This window comes from Streptomyces coacervatus (assembly GCF_029223485.1).
In the GTDB taxonomy this organism is placed as follows: Bacteria; Actinomycetota; Actinomycetes; order Streptomycetales; family Streptomycetaceae; genus Streptomyces; species Streptomyces coacervatus.
Window position 1 is genome coordinate 1 of the sequence record NZ_JARHTP010000006.1, and the last position, 22,205, is coordinate 22,205.

General features: G+C 70.7%; 16 protein-coding genes. 4 read left to right on the top strand and 12 right to left on the bottom strand.

Annotated features, from left to right (window positions below; genetic code table 11):
* Positions 1-351: 351 nt before the first annotated feature.
* Positions 352-1,359, bottom strand: a complete 1,008-nt coding sequence (locus P2Q00_RS15995) for a stage II sporulation protein M (protein ID WP_275773190.1) — start codon at positions 1,357-1,359, stop codon at positions 352-354.
* Positions 1,360-1,488: 129 nt separating this feature from the next.
* Here P2Q00_RS15995 and P2Q00_RS16000 point away from each other — a divergent pair, with 129 nt between their 5' ends.
* A complete protein-coding gene (locus P2Q00_RS16000; protein WP_275773191.1) occupies positions 1,489-2,472 on the top strand; it encodes an RDD family protein in 984 nt (327 codons plus the stop codon).
* Positions 2,473-2,568: 96 nt separating this feature from the next.
* Here the strand turns inward: P2Q00_RS16000 and P2Q00_RS16005 are convergent, their stop codons facing one another.
* Complete coding sequence (locus tag P2Q00_RS16005; protein ID WP_275773192.1) at positions 2,569-3,183, bottom strand: hypothetical protein; 615 nt, start codon at positions 3,181-3,183, stop codon at positions 2,569-2,571.
* Between the two features lie 150 nt (positions 3,184-3,333).
* The gene (ahcY, locus tag P2Q00_RS16010; RefSeq protein WP_275773193.1) at positions 3,334-4,791 is read right to left on the bottom strand and encodes an adenosylhomocysteinase; all 1,458 of its coding nucleotides are present in this window, start codon (positions 4,789-4,791) and stop codon (positions 3,334-3,336) included.
* Positions 4,792-5,263: 472 nt separating this feature from the next.
* Here ahcY and P2Q00_RS16015 point away from each other — a divergent pair, with 472 nt between their 5' ends.
* Together P2Q00_RS16015 and lepB are read left to right on the top strand one after the other, a co-directional pair.
* The gene (locus tag P2Q00_RS16015; RefSeq protein ID WP_275773194.1) at positions 5,264-7,375 is read left to right on the top strand and encodes a fructose-specific PTS transporter subunit EIIC; all 2,112 of its coding nucleotides are present in this window, start codon (positions 5,264-5,266) and stop codon (positions 7,373-7,375) included.
* Positions 7,376-7,480: 105 nt separating this feature from the next.
* Complete coding sequence (gene lepB, locus P2Q00_RS16020) at positions 7,481-8,149, top strand: signal peptidase I (RefSeq protein WP_275773195.1); 669 nt, start codon at positions 7,481-7,483, stop codon at positions 8,147-8,149.
* A gap of 54 nt (positions 8,150-8,203) precedes the next feature.
* Here the strand turns inward: lepB and P2Q00_RS16025 are convergent, their stop codons facing one another.
* From P2Q00_RS16025 to P2Q00_RS16055, 7 genes are all read right to left on the bottom strand, one after another.
* The gene (locus P2Q00_RS16025; RefSeq protein ID WP_275773196.1) at positions 8,204-9,184 is read right to left on the bottom strand and encodes a cation diffusion facilitator family transporter; all 981 of its coding nucleotides are present in this window, start codon (positions 9,182-9,184) and stop codon (positions 8,204-8,206) included.
* Positions 9,185-9,344: 160 nt separating this feature from the next.
* The gene (gene manA / locus P2Q00_RS16030) at positions 9,345-10,496 is read right to left on the bottom strand and encodes a mannose-6-phosphate isomerase, class I (RefSeq protein WP_275773197.1); all 1,152 of its coding nucleotides are present in this window, start codon (positions 10,494-10,496) and stop codon (positions 9,345-9,347) included.
* Between the two features lie 80 nt (positions 10,497-10,576).
* Positions 10,577-11,707 (bottom strand): SIS domain-containing protein, encoded by a 1,131-nt coding sequence (locus tag P2Q00_RS16035; RefSeq protein ID WP_275773198.1) that lies wholly within the window; start codon positions 11,705-11,707, stop codon positions 10,577-10,579.
* Positions 11,708-11,801: 94 nt separating this feature from the next.
* On the bottom strand, positions 11,802-12,002 hold the full coding sequence (locus tag P2Q00_RS16040; protein WP_275773199.1) for a Trm112 family protein: 201 nt from the start codon (positions 12,000-12,002) through the stop codon (positions 11,802-11,804).
* A 346-nt stretch (positions 12,003-12,348) separates the two neighbouring features.
* Positions 12,349-13,713, bottom strand: a complete 1,365-nt coding sequence (locus P2Q00_RS16045; RefSeq protein ID WP_275773200.1) for a phosphomannomutase/phosphoglucomutase — start codon at positions 13,711-13,713, stop codon at positions 12,349-12,351.
* 129 nt (positions 13,714-13,842) lie between these two features.
* Positions 13,843-15,459, bottom strand: a complete 1,617-nt coding sequence (locus tag P2Q00_RS16050; RefSeq protein ID WP_275773588.1) for an L-lactate permease — start codon at positions 15,457-15,459, stop codon at positions 13,843-13,845.
* A 126-nt stretch (positions 15,460-15,585) separates the two neighbouring features.
* Positions 15,586-16,011, bottom strand: a complete 426-nt coding sequence (locus tag P2Q00_RS16055; RefSeq protein WP_275773589.1) for a DUF3499 domain-containing protein — start codon at positions 16,009-16,011, stop codon at positions 15,586-15,588.
* Between the two features lie 292 nt (positions 16,012-16,303).
* Here P2Q00_RS16055 and P2Q00_RS16060 point away from each other — a divergent pair, with 292 nt between their 5' ends.
* A complete protein-coding gene (locus tag P2Q00_RS16060; RefSeq protein ID WP_275773590.1) occupies positions 16,304-16,753 on the top strand; it encodes a metallopeptidase family protein in 450 nt (149 codons plus the stop codon).
* Between the two features lie 164 nt (positions 16,754-16,917).
* Here the strand turns inward: P2Q00_RS16060 and P2Q00_RS16065 are convergent, their stop codons facing one another.
* On the bottom strand, positions 16,918-18,453 hold the full coding sequence (locus P2Q00_RS16065) for a DUF5719 family protein (RefSeq protein WP_275773201.1): 1,536 nt from the start codon (positions 18,451-18,453) through the stop codon (positions 16,918-16,920).
* On the bottom strand, positions 18,450-22,103 hold the full coding sequence (locus P2Q00_RS16070; RefSeq protein ID WP_275773202.1) for a glycosyltransferase family 2 protein: 3,654 nt from the start codon (positions 22,101-22,103) through the stop codon (positions 18,450-18,452). The genes P2Q00_RS16065 and P2Q00_RS16070 overlap by 4 nt, the downstream gene beginning before the upstream one ends.
* Positions 22,104-22,205 lie beyond the last annotated feature (102 nt).

Consider the following 22,205-nt stretch of genomic DNA (forward strand, 5'->3'; position numbering starts at 1 on the left):
GGGCTTTCCTCCGGGCAGTTTCCCTTCGGTCTTGCGTTTCCGACTCTATCAGACCGTTTTCCGATCCGATTTCCTCGGTGCTTTCCAGGTTCCCGCTCTCGCGTTTCCCTTTCCGGCGGTTCCGACTTTATCAGAAGTTTCGAGCCGGACTGACCGGCCGCTCATTTCCGATTCATCGGGAGTGGCTTCTTCGAAATCGATGTTTCCGAGAAGCAGACAGATACTAACCGTTGCCGACCGGACTAGATCCAGTTCCAGGCAACTGTTCGAATCTACCTCCCCGCTTGGTCCGTGTCAACGGCTCTTGCGGGGCGAAGGAGAGACTAACAGGTCAGGAGGTGTGTCCGCACATCAGGCGGCCGTCGGCACCGTGGCGCTGCGCTCCGCTGCCTCGACGTCACCCGTCGCTCCAGCACGAGCCGCTCGGCCGCCCAGGACGAAGACGTACGCAAGGAAGGTGAGCTCCACGGTGACTCCGATGCCTATTCGGGCCCAGGTGGGCAGGCCCGACGGGGTGACGAAGCCTTCGATGGCGCCGGAGACGAAGAGGACGAGCGCGAGACCGATCGCCATGCCCACGGCGGCGCGGCCCTCCTCGGCGAGAGCCGTGCGTCGGGAGCGAGGTCCCGGGTCTATGAGTGTCCAGCCGAGGCGGAGCCCGGTTCCGGCGGCCACGAAGACTGCGGTCAGTTCGAGCAGGCCGTGCGGGAGGACGAGGCCGAGGAAGGTGTCGAGCCGGCCGGCCGAGGACATCAGGCCGAAGCCGACCCCGAGGTTGAGCATGTTCTGGAAGAGGATCCAGAGGACGGGCAGGCCGAGGAAGACGCCAAGGATCAGGCACTGAGCGGCGGCCCAGGCGTTGTTCGTCCATACCTGGGCGGCGAAGGACGCCGCGGGGTGGCTCGAGTAGTACGTCTCGTACTGCCCCCCGGGACGGGTGAGCTCACGCAGCTCGCTGGGGGCCGCGATGGTGGCCTGCACCTCGGGGTGGGTGCCTATCCACCAACCCAGGAGTACGGCGACAACGGTGGACAGCAGCGCGGTGGGGACCCACCAGCGGCGCGATCTGTAGACCGCAGCGGGGAATCCTTGTGTCAGGAAGCGTGTGACGTCTCTCCAGGAGGCGCGTCGGGTGCCTGTCACTGCGCTACGCGCGCGTGCCACGAGTTGGCTGAGGCGGCCGGTCAGCTGGGGGTCGGGGGCGCTGGACTGGATCAGAGAGAGGTGGGTGGCGGTGCGCTGGTAGAGCGCGACGAGTTCGTCGGCCTCGGCGCCGGTGAGGCGGCGTTGGCGCTTCAGGAGGGCGTCGAGGCGGTCCCATTGGGCTCGGTGGGCAGTGACGAAGACGTCGAGGTCCATCGGTTTGCCTGCTCCTCGGCTGTTCGTCGGCGGCTCGTCGTGGTGTCAGCTTGTCGTACTGCGGCGCGATGCGCCCTCAGCTTGGCAGACTGACCGTTCACGGAGCAGGCCAGGGGAAGGACGACGGGCGTGAGTGAGCTTGTGACGGGCGAGGCGGTGGCGCTGGAGTTGCGCCCCGCGAGGCTGCCGAGCAGGGCGCTTGCGGTGTTGCTCGACCTGACCGTGGCCATGGTCGTCTACGTCGTCCTGACCATTGCTCTGGTTGCTTCCACAGCTTCGCTGGACGACGCGGCACAGATCGCAGTGTCGATCGCGACCTTCGCTCTGGTGCTGGTGGGCGGGCCGATCGCGGTCGAGACGCTCAGCCACGGGCGGTCGCTCGGGAAAATGGCGTGCGGACTGCGAGTGGTGCGGGACGACGGGGGGCCGATCCGGTTCCGGCATGCACTGGTTCGGGGTGGGATCGGCGTGGTCGAGATCCTGATGACGTTCGGGGTCGTCGCCTGCGTCGCATCCCTTGTGTCGGCTCGGGGGCGGAGGCTCGGCGATGTGTTCGCCGGGACTCTCGTCGTGCGGGAAAGGGTGCCTGTCGCACGGACGGGCTTCCAGCCTCCGCCGCCGGTCTGGCTGGCCGGGAGGTTCTCGGAACTTGATCTGTCTGGGGTTCCCGACGGGTTGTGGCTCGCCGTTCGTCAGTACCTGACACGGATGCAGCAGCTGGACCCGCAGGTCGGGTGGGCCATGGCGGAGCGGCTTGCCTCGGACCTCTCGGCTCATACGGGGACGGCGGTTCCGCAGGGCGTCCCGTCGGCAGCGTATCTGGCGGCTGTGGTGCAGGAGAGGCAGGCCCGCGAGGCGCGACGAGCCTTCGCGAACGGTTCGGCGGTCGGGGGCCCGGCTGCGGGTGGGCAGCCTGTGAGTGCCATGCGTCCGACTGGTGCGCCGGGCTCTTACGGACCTCCGGCCGGGTTTCCTCCGGTGGGGGCTCCGACGCACGAAGGTCCGGCACACGAGGCCGCGCAGACCGGATCGCAGGATGTGCCGTCGGCTGACCGTCCGACCAGTGGGGCGGGCGGAACCACGGAGTCCACCGGGTTCGCACCGCCGGCGTAGCCCCGTCGCCGCTGGCCGTTGGCCGCCACACGAGCCGCCGGGTCAAGGCGGCCGCGTCCGCGGGTTTCCTCTGCGCCGCTTCGGCGAACGTCTCGCTCAGGTGAATGTGGACGGCGGCGATTCGAGGTCTTCGAGCTCGATGCCGGGCGCCGCGAGCACCACGTCGCCGGCGATGTGTACGGCGTGCTGCTCACCCGTGTCCAGGGCTGTGACCTGGTATTCGTCCACGGTCAGAGGGGCGTTGTCAGTGGCGTGTGTTTCTCTGTTCACCAAGGCCCAGGACTGGTCCACGGTGCGCGGGGCGAGGACGGGGTCCGTGAAGGCGACGAGGCGTACGCGGGTTGTTGTGGCGGAAGGGGTGAGGCGCAGGAGACGGGTGGTGGCGATGAGGAATGCGGGGGATGTGCCGGTGAAGGCGTGGGCGCGGACGTTGCCTTCGGTGGCATGAGCTCCGGTGGGGTCCGTTCGGACCCAGGTGACGCCGTCGAGGGCGGCGCCGCGGACCTGCCAGCCCGCGGCGTGGAGTTCGAGGCGGATGGGGCGGCCCAGTTCGTCGAGGGCGAGGTCGACGGAGCCTCGGTGATCGCCCGAGGGGGTGGTGAGTTGGGAGACGTAGCGCCAACCGGAAGGGCCGGGGGCGCAGTGGAAGTGCTCGACTGCGAGGGGGGTGTGATCGTGCGGATCGTGGAGCGAATAACGGCCGCGGGGCATGGGGGTCCTGGGTCTTGACGGGCTGGTCCGGCCGCAGCAGCCAAAGGGGCAGGCCCCCGGCACGGGGGTGCGGGGGCCTGCCTCGGAGGAACTGCTGCTGGTGAGCGTGTCAGCGCACCGACACGCTCACCATGGGCTGCGCCGAGCCGCTCAGTAGCGGTAGTGGTCCGACTTGTACGGGCCCTCGACCTCGACGCCGATGTACGAGGCCTGCTCGGGGCGGAGCGTGGTCAGCTTCACGCCGAGCGAGTCCAGGTGGAGCCGGGCGACCTTCTCGTCGAGGTGCTTGGGCAGCACATAGACGTCCGTCGGGTACTCGTCGGGCTTGGTGAACAGCTCGATCTGGGCCAGGGTCTGGTCCGCGAAGGAGTTGGACATCACGAACGACGGGTGACCGGTGGCGTTGCCCAGGTTCAGCAGGCGGCCCTCGGACAGCACGATGATCACCTTGCCGTCGGAGAAGGTCCAGGTGTGGACCTGCGGCTTGACCTCGTCCTTGACGATGCCCGGGATCTTGGCGAGGCCGGCCATGTCGATCTCGTTGTCGAAGTGGCCGATGTTGCCGACGATCGCCTGGTGCTTCATCTTGGCCATGTCCGAGGCCATGATGATGTCCTTGTTGCCGGTCGTGGTGACGAAGATGTCGGCCTTGTCGATGACCTCGTCGAGGGTCGTGACCTGGTAGCCGTCCATCGCCGCCTGCAGGGCGCAGATCGGGTCGATCTCGGTGACGATGACGCGGGCGCCCTGTCCGCGCAGGGACTCCGCGCAGCCCTTGCCCACGTCGCCGTAGCCGCAGACGACCGCGGTCTTGCCGCCGATGAGGACGTCGGTGGCGCGGTTGATGCCGTCGATCAGGGAGTGGCGGCAGCCGTACTTGTTGTCGAACTTCGACTTGGTGACGGCGTCGTTGACGTTGATCGCCGGGAACAGGAGGGCGCCGTCGCGCTGCATCTCGTACAGGCGGTGGACGCCGGTGGTGGTCTCCTCGGTCACGCCGCGGATCTCCGAGGCGAGCTGGGTCCACTTCTGCGAGCCGTCCGTGATGGTGCGGTGCAGGAGTTCGAGGACGACGCGGTGCTCGTCGGACTCGGCGGTGTCGACGGAGGGGACCTTGCCGTCCTTCTCGTATTCGACGCCCTTGTGGACGAGGAGGGTGGCGTCGCCGCCGTCGTCGAGGATCATGTTCGGGCCGCCGGTGGGGCTGTCCGGCCAGGTCAGCGCCTGCTCCGTGCACCACCAGTACTCCTCCAGGGTCTCGCCCTTCCAGGCGAAGACCGGGACGCCCTGCGGGTTCTCGGGCGTGCCGTTCGGGCCGACGGCGATGGCGGCGGCCGCGTGGTCCTGGGTGGAGAAGATGTTGCAGGAGGCCCAGCGGACCTGCGCGCCCAGGGCGACCAGGGTCTCGATGAGGACGGCGGTCTGCACGGTCATGTGCAGGGAGCCGGTGACACGGGCGCCGGCCAGCGGCTGGGTCTCGGCGTATTCCTTGCGGATCGCCATCAGGCCGGGCATCTCGTGCTCGGCGAGGGTGATCTCCTTGCGGCCGAAGGCGGCCAGGGAGAGGTCGGCGACCTTGAAGTCCTGTCGGTTGTCGACAGTCGTCATTGCGAGCTGCTCCTCGGGGTTGGGGCGAGGTGGGTACGGCTGGTCTGCGCGGCGGCGGACACAGGGGTGCCCGAAAGAGGACACAGGCATGCCCGCGTGCGCGCAGCGCAGTCCGTCGGAGGCCCTCTCTCCCTCGGTCGGTCCGCGGTGGGACCGCCCGACCGCCATCAGCAGCGACGTCTGGCTCCGTCCCAAGCTACACCGGTCGGCCCGGCGGCCCCCAGTCCGCCTTCGAACACATCGCGCCGATCGGACGTGCGGCGGGTGGTGGTCGCGAGGGTTGGGGGGGAGCGATAACAGGTCACCTACGAAACGGGAGAACAGGAGGCAGCAGACCAGGTCGAACAGGGGCTTTCGCACCTTTGAGCCGGGCGGCGGGTGTTGCAGGATGCCAGGAGATCGGGAATCGCTGATCGATCTTGCGGGGCGTCCGGGACGGCGCTTCGTGCAACAAAGGCGTTAGGAGATCGATGTGACCAGTCCGGCCGGCCCTCCCCCCACGGGCGGCGGCAAAGGCGAGCAGAGGCGGCTCAAGCTGCTCGCGGTGACCGCATGCCCGACCGGCATCGCGCACACGTACATGGCTGCGGAGAAGCTCGCGCAGGCCGCCGAGAGCCGTGGCATCGACATGAAGGTGGAGACCCAGGGATCCATCGGGGCTGAAAACGTCCTCGACGACAACGATGTCAGAACCGCGGACGGCATCATCGTCGCCGCGGACAAAGACGTGGATCTGAGCCGTTTCGCGGGCAGGCGGGTCCTCAAGGTCGGGGTGGCCGAGGGCATTCGTCACCCCGAGCGGCTGATCGAACAGGTGCGGTCGGCGCCGGTGTACGAGCCCGGCAGCGCTGCGGCGGCTTCGGCGGCGGGGGGTGGCAGGGAGCGGAGCGTCACGTACAAGGCGCTGATGAACGGGGTCAGTTACATGATCCCGTTCGTGGTGGTGGGCGGGTTGCTGATCGCCGTCTCGCTCTCGCTGGGCGGACACGCGGACCCGTCCGGTGGTCTGGTCATCCCGAAGGGCTCCTTCTGGATGGACGTGAACAACATCGGGGTCATCGGCTTCACGCTGATGGTGCCGATTCTGTCCGGGTACATCGCGTATGCCATCGGAGATCGGCCTGCGCTCGTGCCGGGCATGATCGGTGGCTGGATCGCGAACACGGGGTCGTTGTACGACTCCAAGGCGGGCGCGGGGTTCATCGGGGCGATCGTGACCGGGTTCCTCGCCGGGTATCTGGTGCTGTGGATCAAGAAGGTCAGGGTCCCGAAGTTCGTGCAGCCGATCATGCCGATCATCGTGATCCCGATCGTGGCGACGACGGCGCTCGGGATGTTCTTCATCTACGTCATCGGGCAGCCGATCTCGTGGGTGTTCGAGCATCTGACCAGCTGGCTCAGCGGAATGACGGGCACGAGTGCGGTCCTGCTCGGCGGGATTCTGGGGCTCATGATCGCGTTCGACATGGGCGGGCCGGTCAACAAGACGGCGTTCCTGTTCGGTGCGGGGCTCATCGCGACCGGCAACCAGACGGTCATGGGCATGTGTGCCGCTGCGATCCCCGTGATGCCGCTGGGGCAGGGGCTGGCGACGCTGATACGGCAGCGGCTCTATACCGAGCAGGAGCGGGAGACCGGTCTCGCGGCGCTGTTCATGGGGTGCTTCGGGATCTCCGAGGGCGCGATCCCGTTCGCGGCGGCGCGGCCCGCGCAGGTGATTCCGGCCAACATGCTCGGTGGCGCGGTGGCCGGTGCGGTCGCCGGTATCGCCGGAGTGAAGGACGCGGTGCCGCACGGTGGGCCGATCGTGGCCGTGCTGGGTGCGGTCAGCGGCGTACCGATGTTCTTCGGGGCGGTGGTGATCGGGACGGTCGTCACCGCGCTGACGACCGTCACGCTCATCGACGTCAGTGAGCGGAAGCGGCGGGGTGTGCCGTTGGCCGGTACAGGTGTCGCCGGTGCCGAGCCCGTGCTGGTCCCGGCGGGTGTGGGTGTGTCGTCGGGTTCGGGTGCGCGTGCTGTCGTAGCGCTGCGGGCCGAGCGTGGATCCATGCCGCCTGCTTCGGGCTCGGGTGGGGCGGACTCCGCTTCTGGGACTGGTCCGGCCGGTCCCGTCGATGCCGGTGGCGACATCCTCTCCGGCTACCTCACCGAGCGGACCGTGAAGGTACGGCTCGACGCGCGGGACAAAGAAACCGGCATCCGGGAGATGGCGGAGCTTCTGGTACGGAGCGGCAGGGTCGCCGATGTGGGCGAGTTGGTGCGGACGGCGCTGCGACGCGAGGAGCAGGGTACGACCGGGCTCGGCGAGGAGATCGCGATTCCGCATGCCAAGACGGACGCCGTGACCGCGCCGGTCGTCGGGTTCGCCCGGTCCGGGGAGGGCGTGGAGTGGGGGTCGTTGGACGGTACGAAGGCGCGGCTGGTGTTCATGATCGCCGTACCGAAGGCGGCCGCGGGCGATGAGCACCTGCGGATTCTGGCGCTGCTGTCGCGGAAGTTGATGGACGCCGGGTTCCGGGAGCGGCTCATGGCGGCCGGGGACGAGCGGGCGGTTCTCGGGGTGCTGAGCGAGATCCGGTAGCCGGCGGGGCCCGCGTCCGTTCGCGGGAGCGGGCCCCCACAGGTGGTTCACAGGCGGCCGCTACCCTCTGCGCGGCCGGATGTTCCGCGTGGGGAGGGAGTGTCGATGAGCAGGGCGCGAAAGCTCGGGATCTGGGCGGGGGTGCTGGGGCCGCTGGGGCTGGTGCTGGTGATCGTGGCGCTGGTGAGCCTGTGGACGGGTTACCACGGCACCACGGTGGCCAGCGACAGCATGTCGCCGACGTACAGACAGGGACAGCAGCTGGTCTACGAGCGTATGGACGGGACGGGGGTACGGCGGGGCGACGTCGTGCTCTACTCGGCACCAACCCGCTATCAGGGCGCCGTCGTCATGCAGCGCGTCATCGGCGTGGGTGGCGATCACATCGTGTGCTGCGCGGGGGAAGACAAGGGCGAGCGGCTCCTCGTGAACGGCAAGCCGCTCGACGAGCCGTATGTGTCGGGCGGCATCGCCGACGGAACACACCAGCCGTACAACGTGACAGTGCCCGAGGGTCGGCTCTTCGTGCTCGGTGATCACCGGTTGAACTCGCGGGACTCACGGGCCTTCCCCGACGATCACGCAGGCACGGTGCCCGTGAGCGCGGTGCAGGGCCGTGTGACGGACGACTACACCGTGGTTGAGTTGCTCGGAGTGGCCGCGCTGGTGGGACTGCTGCTGGCGCTCACCGGGTTCGGGCTGGGGATCGCGGCCGTGGCCGTACGGAGGCGTGTCGTCGTGCCCCCTCCCCCGCCCTGGGCCGTGCAGGTCTGACGGCGGGGCTCGCCGAGCGCTCCGCGGGCCCCTTGGTCGTACGGCGAAGTGGTGTCAGTGACCGGCGGGGTGCGGCGCCGGTCCGCCCGGCGTCGCCTCGCGGTCCGGGCCCTTGGCGGCCTCGGCCTCGCTGTAGATGTCCGGTTCGAGGTAGATGACGCGGGCGATGGGAACGGCGGCGCGGATGCGGGCCTCGGCGGCGTTGATGGCGGAGGCGACCTCGGCGGCCGTGTCGTCGTGCTGGACGGCGATCTTGGCGGCGATCAGCAGTTCCTCGGGGCCCAGGTGGAGAGTGCGCATGTGGATGATCCCGGTGACCGTGTCGCCGTCGACGATGGCGGTCTCGATCTTCCGGACCTCGTCGACGCCGGCGGCCTCGCCGAGGAGGAGGGACTTGGTCTCGGCGGCCAGGACGAGCGCGATCAGGACGAGCAGGATGCCGATGCAGACCGTGCCGATGCCGTCCCAGACGCCGTCGCCGGTGAGCAGGGCCATACCGACGCCGCCGAGGGCGAGGACCAGACCGATGAGTGCGCCGAAGTCCTCCAGGAGGACGACGGGCAGCTCGGGGGCCTTGGCGCGGCGGATGAACTGCGACCAGGAGAGCGTGCCGCGCAGTTCGTTCGACTCCTTGATGGCCGTCTTGAAGGAGAAGCCCTCGGCGATGATCGCGAAGACGAGGACGCCCACCGGCCAGTACCAGTGCTCCAGTTCGTGCGGGTGGCGGATCTTTTCGTAGCCCTCGTAGATGGCGAACATGCCGCCGACCGAGAAGAGGACGATCGAGACGAGGAAGGCGTAGATGTACCGCTCGCGGCCGTAGCCGAAGGGGTGCTGCGGGGTGGCCTCGCGCTGGGCCTTCTTGCCGCCGATCAGCAGCAGGAACTGGTTGCCGGAGTCGGCGAGCGAGTGGACGCCCTCGGCGAGCATCGACGACGAACCGCTGAACGCGAACGCCACGAACTTCGATACCGCGATCGCGAGGTTGGCGCCGAGTGCCGCCACGATCGCCCTGGTGCCGCCTGACGCGCTCATGTGTTCGCGTTGTCCCTTCGCCTTCGTACGTACGCCGTCCGGGGCCCCGCCTCGTCGCGGCTTTGCCCGTCCTTTGCCGGTGGGCCATTCTTGCAGCCCTGCCCGGCGACGGCGCGTCAGGTATCCACAACCCCGGTCATACGATCGCAGTAATCCGGTGTCATGCGATCACGGTGGCCCGGAAGACCGTTCCCGGTCCGGACACTTCGGTCTTCTCGCCCGCCGGGACGAAGACCGACCGGCCGGGGCGCAGTTCGTGTTCACCCGCCCGCACGGTGCCTGCCGTGCAGAGCAGGATCTGCGGGGTGGCGCGGGTGAGGTCGTGGGCGGAGCCGCCCTCGGGAATGACGTATCGCGACAGCCGGAACTCGTCGATCGGGGTCTCGTAGACCTCCTCGCCGTCCGGGGACGCCTCGGGGCGCAGGACACCCGGGTCGCTCGCCTCGAAGTTGACGATGCGGAGGAGTTCGGGGACGTCGACGTGCTTGGGGGTCAGGCCGCAGCGCAGGACGTTGTCGGAGTTGGCCATGATCTCCACGCCGAGGCCGTTGAGATACGCGTGCGGGATGCCGGCGCCGAGGAAGAGGGCCTCGCCGGGCTGCAGGCGGACGTAGTTGAGGAGCATGGCGGCGATGACGCCGGGGTCGCCCGGGTAGTGGTGGGCGATGTCCGCATAGGGCGCGTAGTCGCCGCCGAGGCGGGTGCAGGCAGCCGCGGCTTCGGCGACCGTGTGGTGCATCTTCTCCGGGTCGGCGGTGAGGATCGCCGTGAGGACTTCGCGCAGGGCCGCGTCCTCGGGGTGGGCATGCAGCAGGTCGACGTACGGCTTGAGGGAGTCGACGCCGAGACCGTCCAGCAGGTCGGCCGCCTGGAGCGGGTCGCGGAAGCCGCACAGGCCGTCGAACTCGGTGAGTGCGCAGATCAGTTCGGGCTTGTGGTTGGCGTCCTTGTAGTTGCGGTGCGGGGCGTCGACCGGGATGCCGCGGCGCTCCTCGTCCTCGTAACCCTCCTTCGCCTGCTGCAGGTTGGGGTGCACCTGGAGGGAGAGCGGGGCGCCCGCGGCGAGGATCTTGAGGAGGAACGGCAGGCGGGGGCCGAACTTGGCGACGGCTGCCGGGCCGAGTTCCCTCTCCGGGTCCGCGTCGACGACCTCGACGAGCGTGCCGCGTCCGGTGCGCGAGGGTGCGCCCGGGTGGGCGCCCATCCACATCTCCGCCTGCGGTTCACCGGTCGGTTCGACACCGAGCAGGTGCGGGATCGCGGTGGTCGAACCCCAGGCGTAGGGGCGGATGGTGTTGTCGAGGCGGTCCATGCTGTGTCTTCGTCTCCGTACGTACGACGTACGCCGCTCGGCGGGCGCTGGTCAGTGGGCGCGGGTTGCGCGAGTCAACGTCATGCCCCCGAGGCGAGCGCCAGGTAAACGGCGGCGAAATCCGTGATGGCGATCAGTTCGGCGAGGGTCTCCAGTTCGTCGCCCGGTTCCGGTTCCAGTTCGCTGATCGGCGTGTCGTGGCTGAGGGCCAGGTCACGGGCGGCGGGGGCGGCGGTGAGCCCGCCGATCGGGCGGTCGCGGAGCAGCACCACGCGCGCGTGCAGTGCGGGCGCTTCCTCCACGCGGTCACGGAAGAAGTCGTCCGGGTCGGCGCTGGCGGCGAGCGGACCGGCCAGCAGAGCACTGTGTGCGGCGAGTGCCTCGGGGAGTTCTGCCACGACCGCCGGGCGGCCGGCGAGTTCGGCGAGGGCGGCGGCGAGGCGGCGGCCCGCGGGGCCGGCCGAGGTGCCCTCGGTCCATACGATCGGCAGCGCGTCGGCGAGTTCGGCCGCCAGCGTCTTGGCCGGGTTGCTGTAGGTCGCGATGGCGGGCCCGCAGCGTTCGGCGATGTGGTCGAGGCGGTCGGCGACCTTCTCGACGGCCTCCGGCGGGGCGGTGACCAGGCCGGTGCGGTCGAGGATGGCGAGGAGAGGCGTGAGCAGCGCCCACAGGACGCCCGGGGCGGATGCCGCGAGTTCGTGTTCGTCCTGCTCGTACGGGGCTGTCGCCATCGGTACGAAGAGGCCGTGGGCACCTTCCACCGCCTCGGTGAGCGGGGTGCGAGCGGGGGCGACCGCGACGACCGTGCAGCCTCGGCGGTAGGCCGCGTCGGCGAGCAGGGACAGGCCCGGTTCGGTGCCGTCGGGGGTGGTGATCAGGAGCAGGTCGACGCTTCCGGCCCAGCCCGGGAGCTCCCAGCGCAGGGCGCCTGCGGCGGGGGCGACGCCGGTGGGGGCGAGGCGGATGACGGGGCTGCCGGGGCCGGCGAGCGTGCCCAGGAAGTCGGCGGCGGAAATGGCTGCGGCGCCGGGGCCCGCGATGAGGACCGCGCGGGGGCGGCCGTCGGGTTTGAGGTCGTTGACGCCTGCTTCGGCCGCGTGGCGGGCGGCCGTGCGGACGCGGGCGCCTGCTTCGGCGGCGCCGCGGAGCAGGCCGCGGCGGTCGGCCTCCGAGAGGGCCTCGGGGGTGTCGAGCAGCGATTCGTCGAGCATGGGCGGCAGCCTCCGATCACCGGGGGTTCTTTGTGTGCGCGCCAGGGGTCGTACGCGCGCCCGGGGTTTCGTGCGCGGGTGGCGGGGCTCGGCGTTACACGGGGCGGCGGGCCTCGTCGACGAGCAGGACGGGGATGCCGTCTCGGACGGGGTAGGCCAGGCCGCAGTCCTCACCCGTGCAGATCAGCTCGGTTTCCTGCTCCTTGGATTCCTGCTGCTTGGCTTCCTGCTCCTTGAGGGGGGCGTGGCAGGCCGGGCAGGCGAGGATCTCCAGGAGGCCGGCTTCGAGCGGCATGGGGGTGTCCCTTCGGGGGCGTGTGCGGTTGCGCGTGCGTTTGCTTGGGTGTGTGCGTGTGCGGATGTGCCTGGTCAGCGTACCGCCGTGGGGGGCGGGGTGCCGGTGTTGGGCCGGGGTGGGGTCGGGGGGCTGTGGGAGGCCCGCGGCGGAGCCGCTGATGGGTGCAGCGCCCCCGCCGCCCCTACCCGTCCCGTCCCCAGGGGCGCTGCCCCTTCGGCCCCGCCAGGGGGCTCTGCCCCCTGGACCCCCGATCGGCCTGAACGGCCTCGTCCTCAAACGCCGGACGGGCTGAAAGACACTCACCGGCGGCTGGAAGGTGCGCCCCCATTGGAGTCTGGGTTGGTCAGGTCCGGATGATTGCCAACGCCTCGTCACGGATCTTCGCCATCGTTGCCTCGTCCCTCGCCTCTGCGTTCAGTCGCAGGAGCGGCTCCGTGTTGGACGGGCGGACGTTGAACCACCAGTCGGTGGAGGTGACCGTCAGGCCGTCGAGTTCGTCCAGGGTTACGTCCTCGCGGGCGCCGTACGCCGACTTGATGGCCGCCAGGCGGTCGGCCTGGTCGGCGACCGTGGAGTTGATCTCGCCGGAGCCTACGTAGCGGTCGTACTCGGCGGTGAGGGTGGACAGGGGGCCGGTCTGGCCGCCGAGGGCAGCGAGGACGTGCAGGGCGGCCAGCATGCCCGTGTCGGCGTTCCAGAAGTCCTTGAAGTAGTAGTGGGCCGAGTGTTCGCCGCCGAAGATCGCGCCCGACTTCGCCATTTCGGCCTTGATGAAGGAGTGGCCGACGCGGGTGCGGGCCGGGGTGCCGCCGTGTTCGCGCACCACCTCGGGAACCGACCAGGACGTGATCAGGTTGTGGATGATCACGCCCTTGCCGCCGTTGCGGGCGAGTTCGCGCGCGGCCACCAGGGCCGTGATCGCGGACGGGGACACGGGGTCGCCGTGCTCGTCGACCACGAAGCAGCGGTCCGCGTCGCCGTCGAAGGCGATGCCCAGGTCGGCGGACTCTTCGCGCACCCGCTGCTGCAGGTCCACGATGTTCGCCGGGTCGAGGGGGTTCGCCTCATGGTTGGGGAACGTGCCGTCGAGTTCGAAGTACATGGGGACGAGGGTCAGGGGCAGGCCCGCGAAGACCGTGGGGACCGTGTGGCCGCCCATGCCGTTGCCCGCGTCGACGACGACCTTCAGGGGGCGGATGGAGGTCAGGTCGACGAGGGCGCGGAGGTGGGCCGCGTAGTCCGTCAACGTGTCGCGCGAAGTGATGGTTCCCGGCTTCGCGACCGGTTCCGGGGCGCCCGACTCCAGCCACTGCTCGGCCAGTTCGCGGATCTGCGCCAGGCCCGTGTCCTGGCCCACCGGCGCCGCGCCCGCGCGGCACATCTTGATGCCGTTGTACTGCGCCGGGTTGTGCGAGGCCGTGAACATCGCGCCCGGCAGGCCGAAAGCGCCCGACGCGTAGTACAGCTGGTCCGTCGAGCACAGGCCGATCTCGGTCACGTCGGCACCCTGTGCGGCCGCCCCGCGCGCGAAGGCACGCGACAGGCCGGGCGAGGAGGGGCGCATGTCGTGGCCGATCACGATCGCGTCCGCCTCGGTCACCTGGACGAAGGCCGCACCGAAGAGCTCGGCCAGCGGCTCGTCCCACTGGTCCGGGACCACTCCGCGTACGTCGTACGCCTTCACGATCTGCGACAGATCAGCAGCCACGGCCAACCCTCCTGAAAGTCCTATCGGTCGCCCCAAACTACCCGTACCGACTGACCGTGCGCTGCGCGGACTCCCAGTGGATCCCCAGACGTAACCTCAGGTCAGAGCAGGGTGAGAAAGCGGGAAGAATCAGGGCAGCATCCAGTCCAGGACGGGCGAACTCTGGCCCACCACGATCAGGCACATCACCAGCAGCAGGCCCACGCTCCAGGGCAGCACCTTGCGCAGCAGATCCCCTTCGCGGCCCGCGAGGCCCACGGCCGCGCACGCGATGGTGAGGTTCTGCGGCGAGATCATCTTGCCGAGGACACCGCCCGAACTGTTGGCGGCGGCCAGGAGTTCGGGCGACAGGCCGGACTCGTGCGCCGCGGTGACCTGCAGGGCTCCGAAGAGCGCGTTGGCCGAGGTGTCCGAACCGGAGACCGCCACTCCGAACCAGCCCAGGACGGGCGACAGGAAGGCCAGCCCGGCTCCCGCCGCCGCCACGAAGTGGCCGATCGTGCCCGCCTGCCCGGAGAGGTTCATGACGTACGCGAGTGCCAGTACGGACGTCACGGTCAGGATCGCGAACCTCAGCTCGTGCACGGTCGCTGCCCATTCCTTGACCGCCACGCGTGCGTGCACGCCGAGTACGACGGCCGTACACACCCCGGCGAGGAGCACGAGCGTGCCGCCCGTCGACACGATCGGCCAGGTGAAGACATTGCCGCCGACCGGCTTCCCGTCCGGCCCGGCGACATCCAGGAACGGCCAGTCGTACGTCTGGGTCGCCCCGGCCAGCCATTCCTTGACCGCCGGGATCTGCGCGACCGAGAAGATCGCGACGATCAGTGCGTACGGGGCGTACGCACGCAGGACTTCGCGCCGTGGGTCCTCCTCGTCCAACTCCTCGCTGCGCACGCCGGTCAGCACGGACGCGCGCACGGAGTCGGTGGCGGGTACGCGTGCGTGCGGTACGGCGACCAGGGCGCCCGCGCCCGCCAAGGAGGCGCCGATGTCGGCGAGTTGTGCGGAGACGTAGTTGGAGGCGGCGAACTGGGCGACGGCGAAGGCGACTCCGCACACCAGGGCCGGCACCCAGGTCTCGCGCAGGCCGCGCCGCCCGTCCACCAGCCAGACCAGGACGAGCGGCACCACCAGTGCCAGCAACGGTGTTTGACGCCCCACCACGGAGGCCACGGAGTCCAGCGGCACTCCTGTCACCTGCGCGAGTGTCACGACCGGTGTGCCCATCGCCCCGAAGGCGACCGGCGCGGTGTTGGCCACCAGAGCGACCACGGCCGCGCGTACCGGGTCGAAGCCGAGGGCGACGAGCATGACCGAGCAGATCGCGACCGGCGCGCCGAATCCTGCGAGGGCCTCCAGGAGCGCACCGAAGCAGAACCCGACCACGAGCGCCTGGATACGAGGGTCGTCGGACAGCCGTCCGAAGGAGCGGCGCAGGATGTCGAAGTGCCGGGTGCGGACCGTCATCCGGTACACCCACAGGGCGTTGACGACGATCCACAGGATGGGGAAGAGGCCGAAGACGGCTCCCTGGGCGGCGCTGGAGAGCGTCTGGTCGAGCGGCATGCCGTAGACAAGCCAGGCGACCAGAACGGCCGCCAGGAGGCCTGTCGCGCCCGCCAGGTGTGCCTTCATGCGCACTCCGCCGAGCAGGACCAGGACGATCAGCAGGGGCAGCGTCGCGACGAGGGCGGACAGGCCGATCGAGTCGGCGACGGGTTCCAGTTCCTGGACGTACACGGGCGCCTCCCCGGATTCCGGCATGCGGAAAGCGATTTCCCGCCGGTCTCCCGGAATGGTCGTGTCCGCGACAAGGGCGCGTCAATGGGCGTGCTCGCCGGGTGGAACGGGAGGGGGCGGACGTCCTCAGTTGTCCGGAGACCGCAGCACTCGCAGATGCCCGCGCCGCGCGACCTCCATCGGGTCCGCCGTGCGCCCGCCACCGCCGGCACCGGCCGCCCGCTCCTGGGGGCGTGCCGCCTCGCGCACCGCGTTGGCAAGCGCTTCCAGATCGTCGCCACTGGGGCGGGCCGGAGCGGAGCCGTCGAGCAGCCGGACGACCTCCCAGCCGCGCGGGGCGGTGAGGCGCTCGGAGTGCTCGGCACACAGGTCGTAACAGTGGGGTTCGGCGTAGGTGGCGAGCGGGCCGAGGACCGCGGTCGAGTCGGCGTAGACGTACGTCAGCGTCGCGACGGCGGGGCGGCCGCAAGCGGTGCGCGAACAGCGACGTACAGGGCTCACGACGTTGGACGGTACCGCACTCTTGAGCGGGCCGCGACGACTCTCCCCCAGGTCACTCCACCGTGTCGTACTGTGAAACACCCCACACACCTCCCCGGGAACACCCCGCTGACCTGCATAGACGTGCATTCACATGGCGTCGCGCATCCCTTCGCCCGATCAACACACCGTACAAACACCGTCAATTGACCCAAGATCGTCGGTCTCGGAGAGATATGGAAACGAGCCCAACCTTGGCTGGAATGGTCATCCTTCGACAGGCCGTCCAGGGGGGTCCGAGGCCGTCCGGCAAGCCGCGTGGGGCACGGCGTACGGTCCCGTCGGGGACTACGCTTCACCAGTGATGGACAACCCCGTACCGCCCCGTGCCGCCCGCTCCGGGCCCCGCCGTCGTGATCGCCACGGCCGGGGCATGCGCGGCCCGATCGCGCCGCCCCAGGTGCCGCTCGCCGCGAGCCGGGCCGAGGCGTTCGCGGATCTGGTGCAGGACTCGGTGGAGCGGCTGGAGCGGCGGTGGCCGCAGCTCGCCGACATCGATTTCCTCGTCCTCGAGGTGCCGCGTCTGGACGGCCCCGGTGAGGCCTGGAGCGAGGAGGCGGTGCCGCTGGGCGGCACGATTCCCTCGCGGGAAGGACGGCCGGCCCGGGTGATCGTCTATCGGCGGCCGGTCGAGATCCGCACGAAGGGGCGCGACGAGCGGGCGGCGCTGGTGCACGAGGTTGTTGTTGAGCAGGTGGCCGAGTTGCTGGGGCTCACTCCGGAGACGGTGGATCCGCGGTACGGGGAGGACTGAGCCGCGGTTCCACTGCACCCGGTGCTGGTGTGGCCCTGCTGGGGGCTGCCGCCCCCAGACCCCCGCTTTCGGCCTGAACGGCCTCGTCCTCAAACGCCGGACGGGCTGAGATTGCCTGGCCGGTGCTGAGAAATTCCGCCCGCTTCAGCCAGCCAGCGTCGCCGCTACTTCTGCAGCACCGAGAGATCCTGGTCCGCCTCCGGTACCGCCACCGTCCCCCGGTCGTCCGGCAGTGTCTGCACCGTGAAGCCCGGCACTCCCTCCTGCGTCGCCGCCAGGGTCCGGGCCGCGTACACCGGGCCGCCGGACAGCGGCTCGACCGTCAGCGCGTATGTGCCCTTCAGGCCGCTCGGGACCGGGGCGTCGACGTTCTGGGTGGTGCCGGCCTTGATCGTGTACGTCTTCGAGACCGCGGTGCCGCCGTCGCTGCCCGCGGACGCGGTGACCTTCACCTTCGCGGTGCGGGTGGGTGCCACCAGGGACAGCGTGGAGCCCTTTGCGCTGTTGTCGGCGGACGTCGCGCGCGTGTCCACCGGGCTGGTGGCCGGGATGAACGCCGTCTCCTGCTTGGCGCCCGTGCCCCGTACGACGCGCAGCGCGGCGACGATCGGCACGGACTTGTCGGTGGGCGTGAGGACCAGGGAGCCCGCCTCGCCGCGTGTGACGGGGCCGAGGTCGACGGCGGTGGTCATGCCTGCCTTCACATGCAGCGTCTCGTTGCCGGCGGGTGTGATCTGCCCGGACGGGGAGGCGAGCCGCACCTTCAGGTCGGCGTCCGCGTCACCGGGCGTGAAGGCGATCAGGCGCACAGAGGTGGCGTCCTTGGGGATGCCGGGCAGGACGAGGCTGCCCGCCGGGTCCGTGGCCGCGGCCAGCCAGTCGCCGCCGAGCTTGTCGTCGAGGGCCTGTACGGCGGCGCCCACGCGTCCGCTGCGGACGTTCACGTGCACGGTGAGGTTGGTCTGCTTCTCGTCGGTGAGCGTGGACAGCAGGACCGGATCGCTGGAGTGAGGTGCGACCGTGATGCCTTCCCCCACGGTCGATTTGAGGGCGCCGTCCTTGCCGTAGAGCTCGATGTCGACGACGGCGGCGGAGTCGTCCGGGTTGGTGAGGTGGACGTAGTCGGTGCGGGTGGCTTCCGTGCTGGCACCCGGGAACCAGAACTCCGTGTCCGGCGCGGTGCAGTTGACGCCCTGGAGGCCCCGGCCGGTGCCCGCGGCGACCTCGGTGGTCTCCTGCAGCGCCCAGCCGGGCGCGAACCTGCCCTCGGCCGCACCGACGAGCGCGGGCGTGTCGGCACCGGAGGTGTCGCCCGTGACGGGCCTGCCGGGCTCCTTGGGCGTGAGAACCGGCTTGTCGGCCTTCTTCTTGCCGCTCTTCTTGCTGTCCGTCTTGCCCGCCTCGCCCGTCTTGCCGCTGCCACTCGTGCCGGCGGCCGACTGCTCGGCGGCGGACTGGAGTTGGGCCGTGCCGTCGCTTCCGGTGCCCTTAGTGACGGGCGTGAAGGACGTGTACGACGTCTCGGCGAGGTCGGAGGAGCTGGGCGCCGGGCACAGCAAGGTCGTGCGCTCCACCGGCAGTTCGGCAGCGGCCTTGGCGGTGTCCGCTCCGGAGGCGCCCGGCGCGGTGAGCGAGGCGAACCCCGTGATGGCGGCGAGCGCGGCCGTGCCGGCGATCAGGGAGATGGTGGTGCGGTTCACTGCTGACTCCCGTCGGGGCGCTCAGGGGCGTGCGGGTGCTGCTGCGCCGGGTCGTACGTGGGGTCGTAACCCTGCTGGTACGACGGGTCGTACCCGGTCTGGTCGTACGCCCCCTGGGACTGACCCCCGTACGCGTACGGGTCGTACTGGCCGCCCTGGTACGGGTCCGCCTGGTACGTCTGGTCGTACGTGCCCGCCGGGTACTGCTGGGCGCCCTGGTACTGCTCGTTGCCGTAGCTGCCGTAGTCGGCGCCCTGGTAGCCCGCCGCGTCCCAGTCGCCGTAGGACTGCTGCTGTGGGACGGCGACCGGTGTCTCCTCCGGGGGAGGAGACGGGAACTCCTCGCTCTGGCCCGTCTCTTCGGCCTCGGCCTCCGCCTGGGCGCGCAGTCGGCGGGCGCGGCGGCCCTCGCCGGCGACGGCCTCGGCGGGGACGACCGGCTCCTCGGGGAGGTCGTCGTCGATGTCGCGGCGCCGGCCCGGCAGGGCCAGGACGACGAGGACGACGGCGAGGAAGCCCTGCGCCCACAGCCAGGCGGTGTGGGTGATCGGATCGTCGTAGGTGACGTCCAACTTGCCGCCGGAGGCGGGGAGTTGAAAGCCCTGGGCCCAGCCGTCGACCGTGGTGCGGGTGAGCGGCTTGCCGTCCAGGGTGGCCGTCCAGCCCGCGGAGGCGGTGTCGGCGAGGCGCAGGATGCGGCCGTCGGAGCCGGCCGGGACCGTGGTGTGGATCTCCACGGGTCCGGCGGCGACGGGCTGCGCCGTACCGGAGCCGGAGGCGGGGGCGATGGTGGCGCGGGCGACCTCCTGGTCGACCCGCCACAGGGCGCTGCCGCCCTGCTGGCTCAGGCGTGAGAGGCCGGGGGTGGCGTCCAGGACGCGGGTGACCTCGCGGGGCGCACCCTTGCGGACGAGGACGTAGCGGACGGCGAACTTGCCGAGCTGGTCAGCCTGGTCGGCGCCGGAGCCGGCGACGAGGTTGGCGACGACCTTGTCGAGCTTGGCGTTCTCGCCGTCGGTCGCGGCGGTCTCGGCGTCGCCGAGGCGGGCGCCGGAGCCGCGGACCAGGGTGTAGCCGACGCGGGCCGTGGAGTCGCTGTCGAGCACGAGCGTGCGTGCCTGGTCTCGGGTGCCGCTCTCCTCGGCGACGAACGCGGGGACCTGCACCGGGTCCCGCCGCTCGACCGGCCCGTCGGCGCCGCGGATCATCCAGCCGAAGGCGATGACCAGCGGGCCCACGAGCGCGGCGAAGGCTATGAGTGCGGCCACCGGCTGGCGCCAGCCGAAGCTCTGCTCGGCCACGCGCGCGCGTGCACCGTCGGCGCCGAGGACGGCGGCGGTCAGCAGGGCGAGGCCGTAGACGAGGGTCGCCGGGCCGGCCCAGGTCGAGCTGTTGGACAGGACCGCGAAGACGAGGCCCACCAGGGCGACCGCCCAGGCCGTCCAGATTCCGAACTGGCGCTCCGAGCGCAGCAGGGCGGACAGCGCGGCCAGGACGATGCCGATGAGCATCAGCCCGCTGACCGTGCCCGGGCCGCCGGGGCTCGCGCCGAGCAGATCGAGGGCGGATGCCGCCGAGGGGCCGTAGTCGAGCCCGGCCTCCTTGAAGAAGCCGAACGGGAGCAGCGACAGCGACCAGGGCGCCAGGACCAGCAGGGGTGTGCCGAACTGGGCCAGGAAGCGCAGGCCGTGGGCGGTGATGTCGGTGCGGCGCACGCCCAGCAGCGCGATGCCGAGGACCAGCGCGACGGGCCACACGATCGGAGTGAACGCCGTGGTGATCGTCAGCAGCAGTGCGTACGCCCAGGTGGCGCGCCAACTGCCACGCGCGCCCGTGGCGTTCGCAAGGCCGCTGGCCGCGACGCCCGCGCGTGCGATGAGCGGCAGCAGGACGGCCAGTACGGCGGTGCCGATACGGCCGCCCGCGAGCGCGCCCGTGGCGGCGGGCAGGAAGGCGTAGACGACGGCCGCCCATGCGCGCAGCAGGCGCGACTCGACTAGCGGGCGGGAGGCGAAGTACGCGGTGACGCCGGCCAGCGGCACCGAGCACACGAGCAGGACCGTGACCGCGAGCCCGGTCGAGCCGAACAGCACGGAGGCCAGCATCGCCACGATCGCGAGGTACGGCGGTGCGGACGGGGTGCCGCCCGCGCCGACGGCGTGCCAGGAGTCGAGGTAGCGCGACCACAGCTCGCCGGAGTCGGCCGGGGCGGGCAGCAGGGCGCCGCCCGCGAGCGCGCCGCCGCCGAGCAGTGCGCGGCAGGCGACCAGGGAGACGAACAGCAGTACCAGGAAGAGCATCGGGCCGGGCTTGCGGCCGATGCGCTTGAGGCGGGCGAACTGCTCGATCTCCAGGAAGTCGGCGTCGTCGCCGCCGGGCCCGGACTCGACCGCGCTGCCGTGCCGTCCGGCGCCGGAGGTCACCTCGGGGTCGGAGCGGCCGACGAGGCTGCCCGCGGCCTGCTCGACGGTGGCCCGCACGGTCGCGCCGGGTGGCGGGAACAGGGCGCGCAGTTCGCCCTTGTCGATCTGTGGGCGCCCGCGCCTGCGTCGTCCGGCGATGATCCGCTCGGGGCGCAGCAGCGTGCCCAGCAGACCGCGGATCTCGTCGACCGCCTGCCCCGGGACCTTGCCTACGAGGTAGGCGACGGTCCGCACGAGGGTGCCGAGCACGAGGCGCAGCAGCACCCAGGGCAGCGCCGCCGTACGCGTGTTGACCAGGAGGGTGTAGACGGCGCCGGCCTTGTCGACCTTGTGCGGGGAGGCGACGGTGCGGCCCGAGCAGTCGACGTCGCGGCGCTCGCGGGAGGCGGCCTCGGCGTGTCGTACGACCGCCTCGGGGGCGACGAGGACACGGTGGCCGGCGGCGGTGGCGCGCCAGCACAGGTCGACGTCGTCACGCATCAGCGGCAGCCGAAGGTCGAAGCCGCCGAGCTGCTCGAAGACATCGCGCCGGATCAGCATGCCGGCGGTGGACACGGACAGCACGGTCCGGACGTGGTCGTGCTGCCCCTGGTCCTGTTCGCGACGGTCCAGACCGGTCCAGCGGCGGCCGGAGTTGGCGATGGTGACGCCGACTTCCAGGAGCTGGCGGCGGTCGTACCAGCCGCGGAGCTTGGGGCCCACGACGGCCACGTCGTCGCGGCCGAGCTCCAGTTCGTTCTCCACGACGCGCAGCAGCTGGGCCAGGGCGTCGGGTTCGGGGGCGCAGTCGTCGTGCAGCAGCCACAGCCACTGGACCGGCTCCCCGTGCGGGAGTTCCGGCATGTCGTACGCGTCGTCGCGCCAGCTGCGCGTGACCGGGTCCCAGCCGCTGGGCCGCTTCAGATAGGGCAGCTCGTCCGGGGTCAGGACGGGGGCGGTGCGAGCCGCCTCCTCGACGGCCTGGCCGAAGCCGGTGCGCCGGGCGAGGTGCAGCACTCGGTCGGCGCCGAGGGCGTCCGTGACCAGCTGGGCGGAGGCGTCCCCGCTGCCGGTGTCGGCGGCCATGACGTACTGGACGGGGCGCTCCTGGCCGAGCAGCCCGGCGAGCGCGTCGGGCAGCCAGCGGGCGCCGTCGTGGGAGACGACGACCGCGGTCACCACGTGACGCGGAAACTCTGGTGCGGCAGCGACGTCTTGATGGGCTGCCGGGTGGCTGTGCACGGACATCGAGGTACGGGCCCCGGTTCGATGGACTGCGGTGGACGTCTGTGCCCCGTGGGGGCAGCGAGGCGTCTCGGACGAGCGACCACACTATCGGCTAGGCATGAC

Bases quoted from the DNA above. Each gene is read 5' to 3' on its own strand.
- P2Q00_RS15995 (WP_275773190.1), bottom strand. From the start codon at position 1,359: ATGGACCTCGACGTCTTCGTCACTGCCCACCGAGCCCAATGGGACCGC.
- manA (WP_275773197.1), bottom strand. From the start codon at position 10,496: ATGGACCGCCTCGACAACACCATCCGCCCCTACGCCTGGGGTTCGACC.
- P2Q00_RS16025 (WP_275773196.1), bottom strand. From the start codon at position 9,184: ATGAGCGCGTCAGGCGGCACCAGGGCGATCGTGGCGGCACTCGGCGCC.
- P2Q00_RS16005 (WP_275773192.1), bottom strand. From the start codon at position 3,183: ATGCCCCGCGGCCGTTATTCGCTCCACGATCCGCACGATCACACCCCC.
- P2Q00_RS16060 (WP_275773590.1), top strand. From the start codon at position 16,304: ATGGACAACCCCGTACCGCCCCGTGCCGCCCGCTCCGGGCCCCGCCGT.
- P2Q00_RS16070 (WP_275773202.1), bottom strand. From the start codon at position 22,103: ATGTCCGTGCACAGCCACCCGGCAGCCCATCAAGACGTCGCTGCCGCA.
- P2Q00_RS16035 (WP_275773198.1), bottom strand. From the start codon at position 11,707: ATGCTCGACGAATCGCTGCTCGACACCCCCGAGGCCCTCTCGGAGGCC.
- ahcY (WP_275773193.1), bottom strand. From the start codon at position 4,791: ATGACGACTGTCGACAACCGACAGGACTTCAAGGTCGCCGACCTCTCC.
- lepB (WP_275773195.1), top strand. From the start codon at position 7,481: ATGAGCAGGGCGCGAAAGCTCGGGATCTGGGCGGGGGTGCTGGGGCCG.
- P2Q00_RS16040 (WP_275773199.1), bottom strand. From the start codon at position 12,002: ATGCCGCTCGAAGCCGGCCTCCTGGAGATCCTCGCCTGCCCGGCCTGC.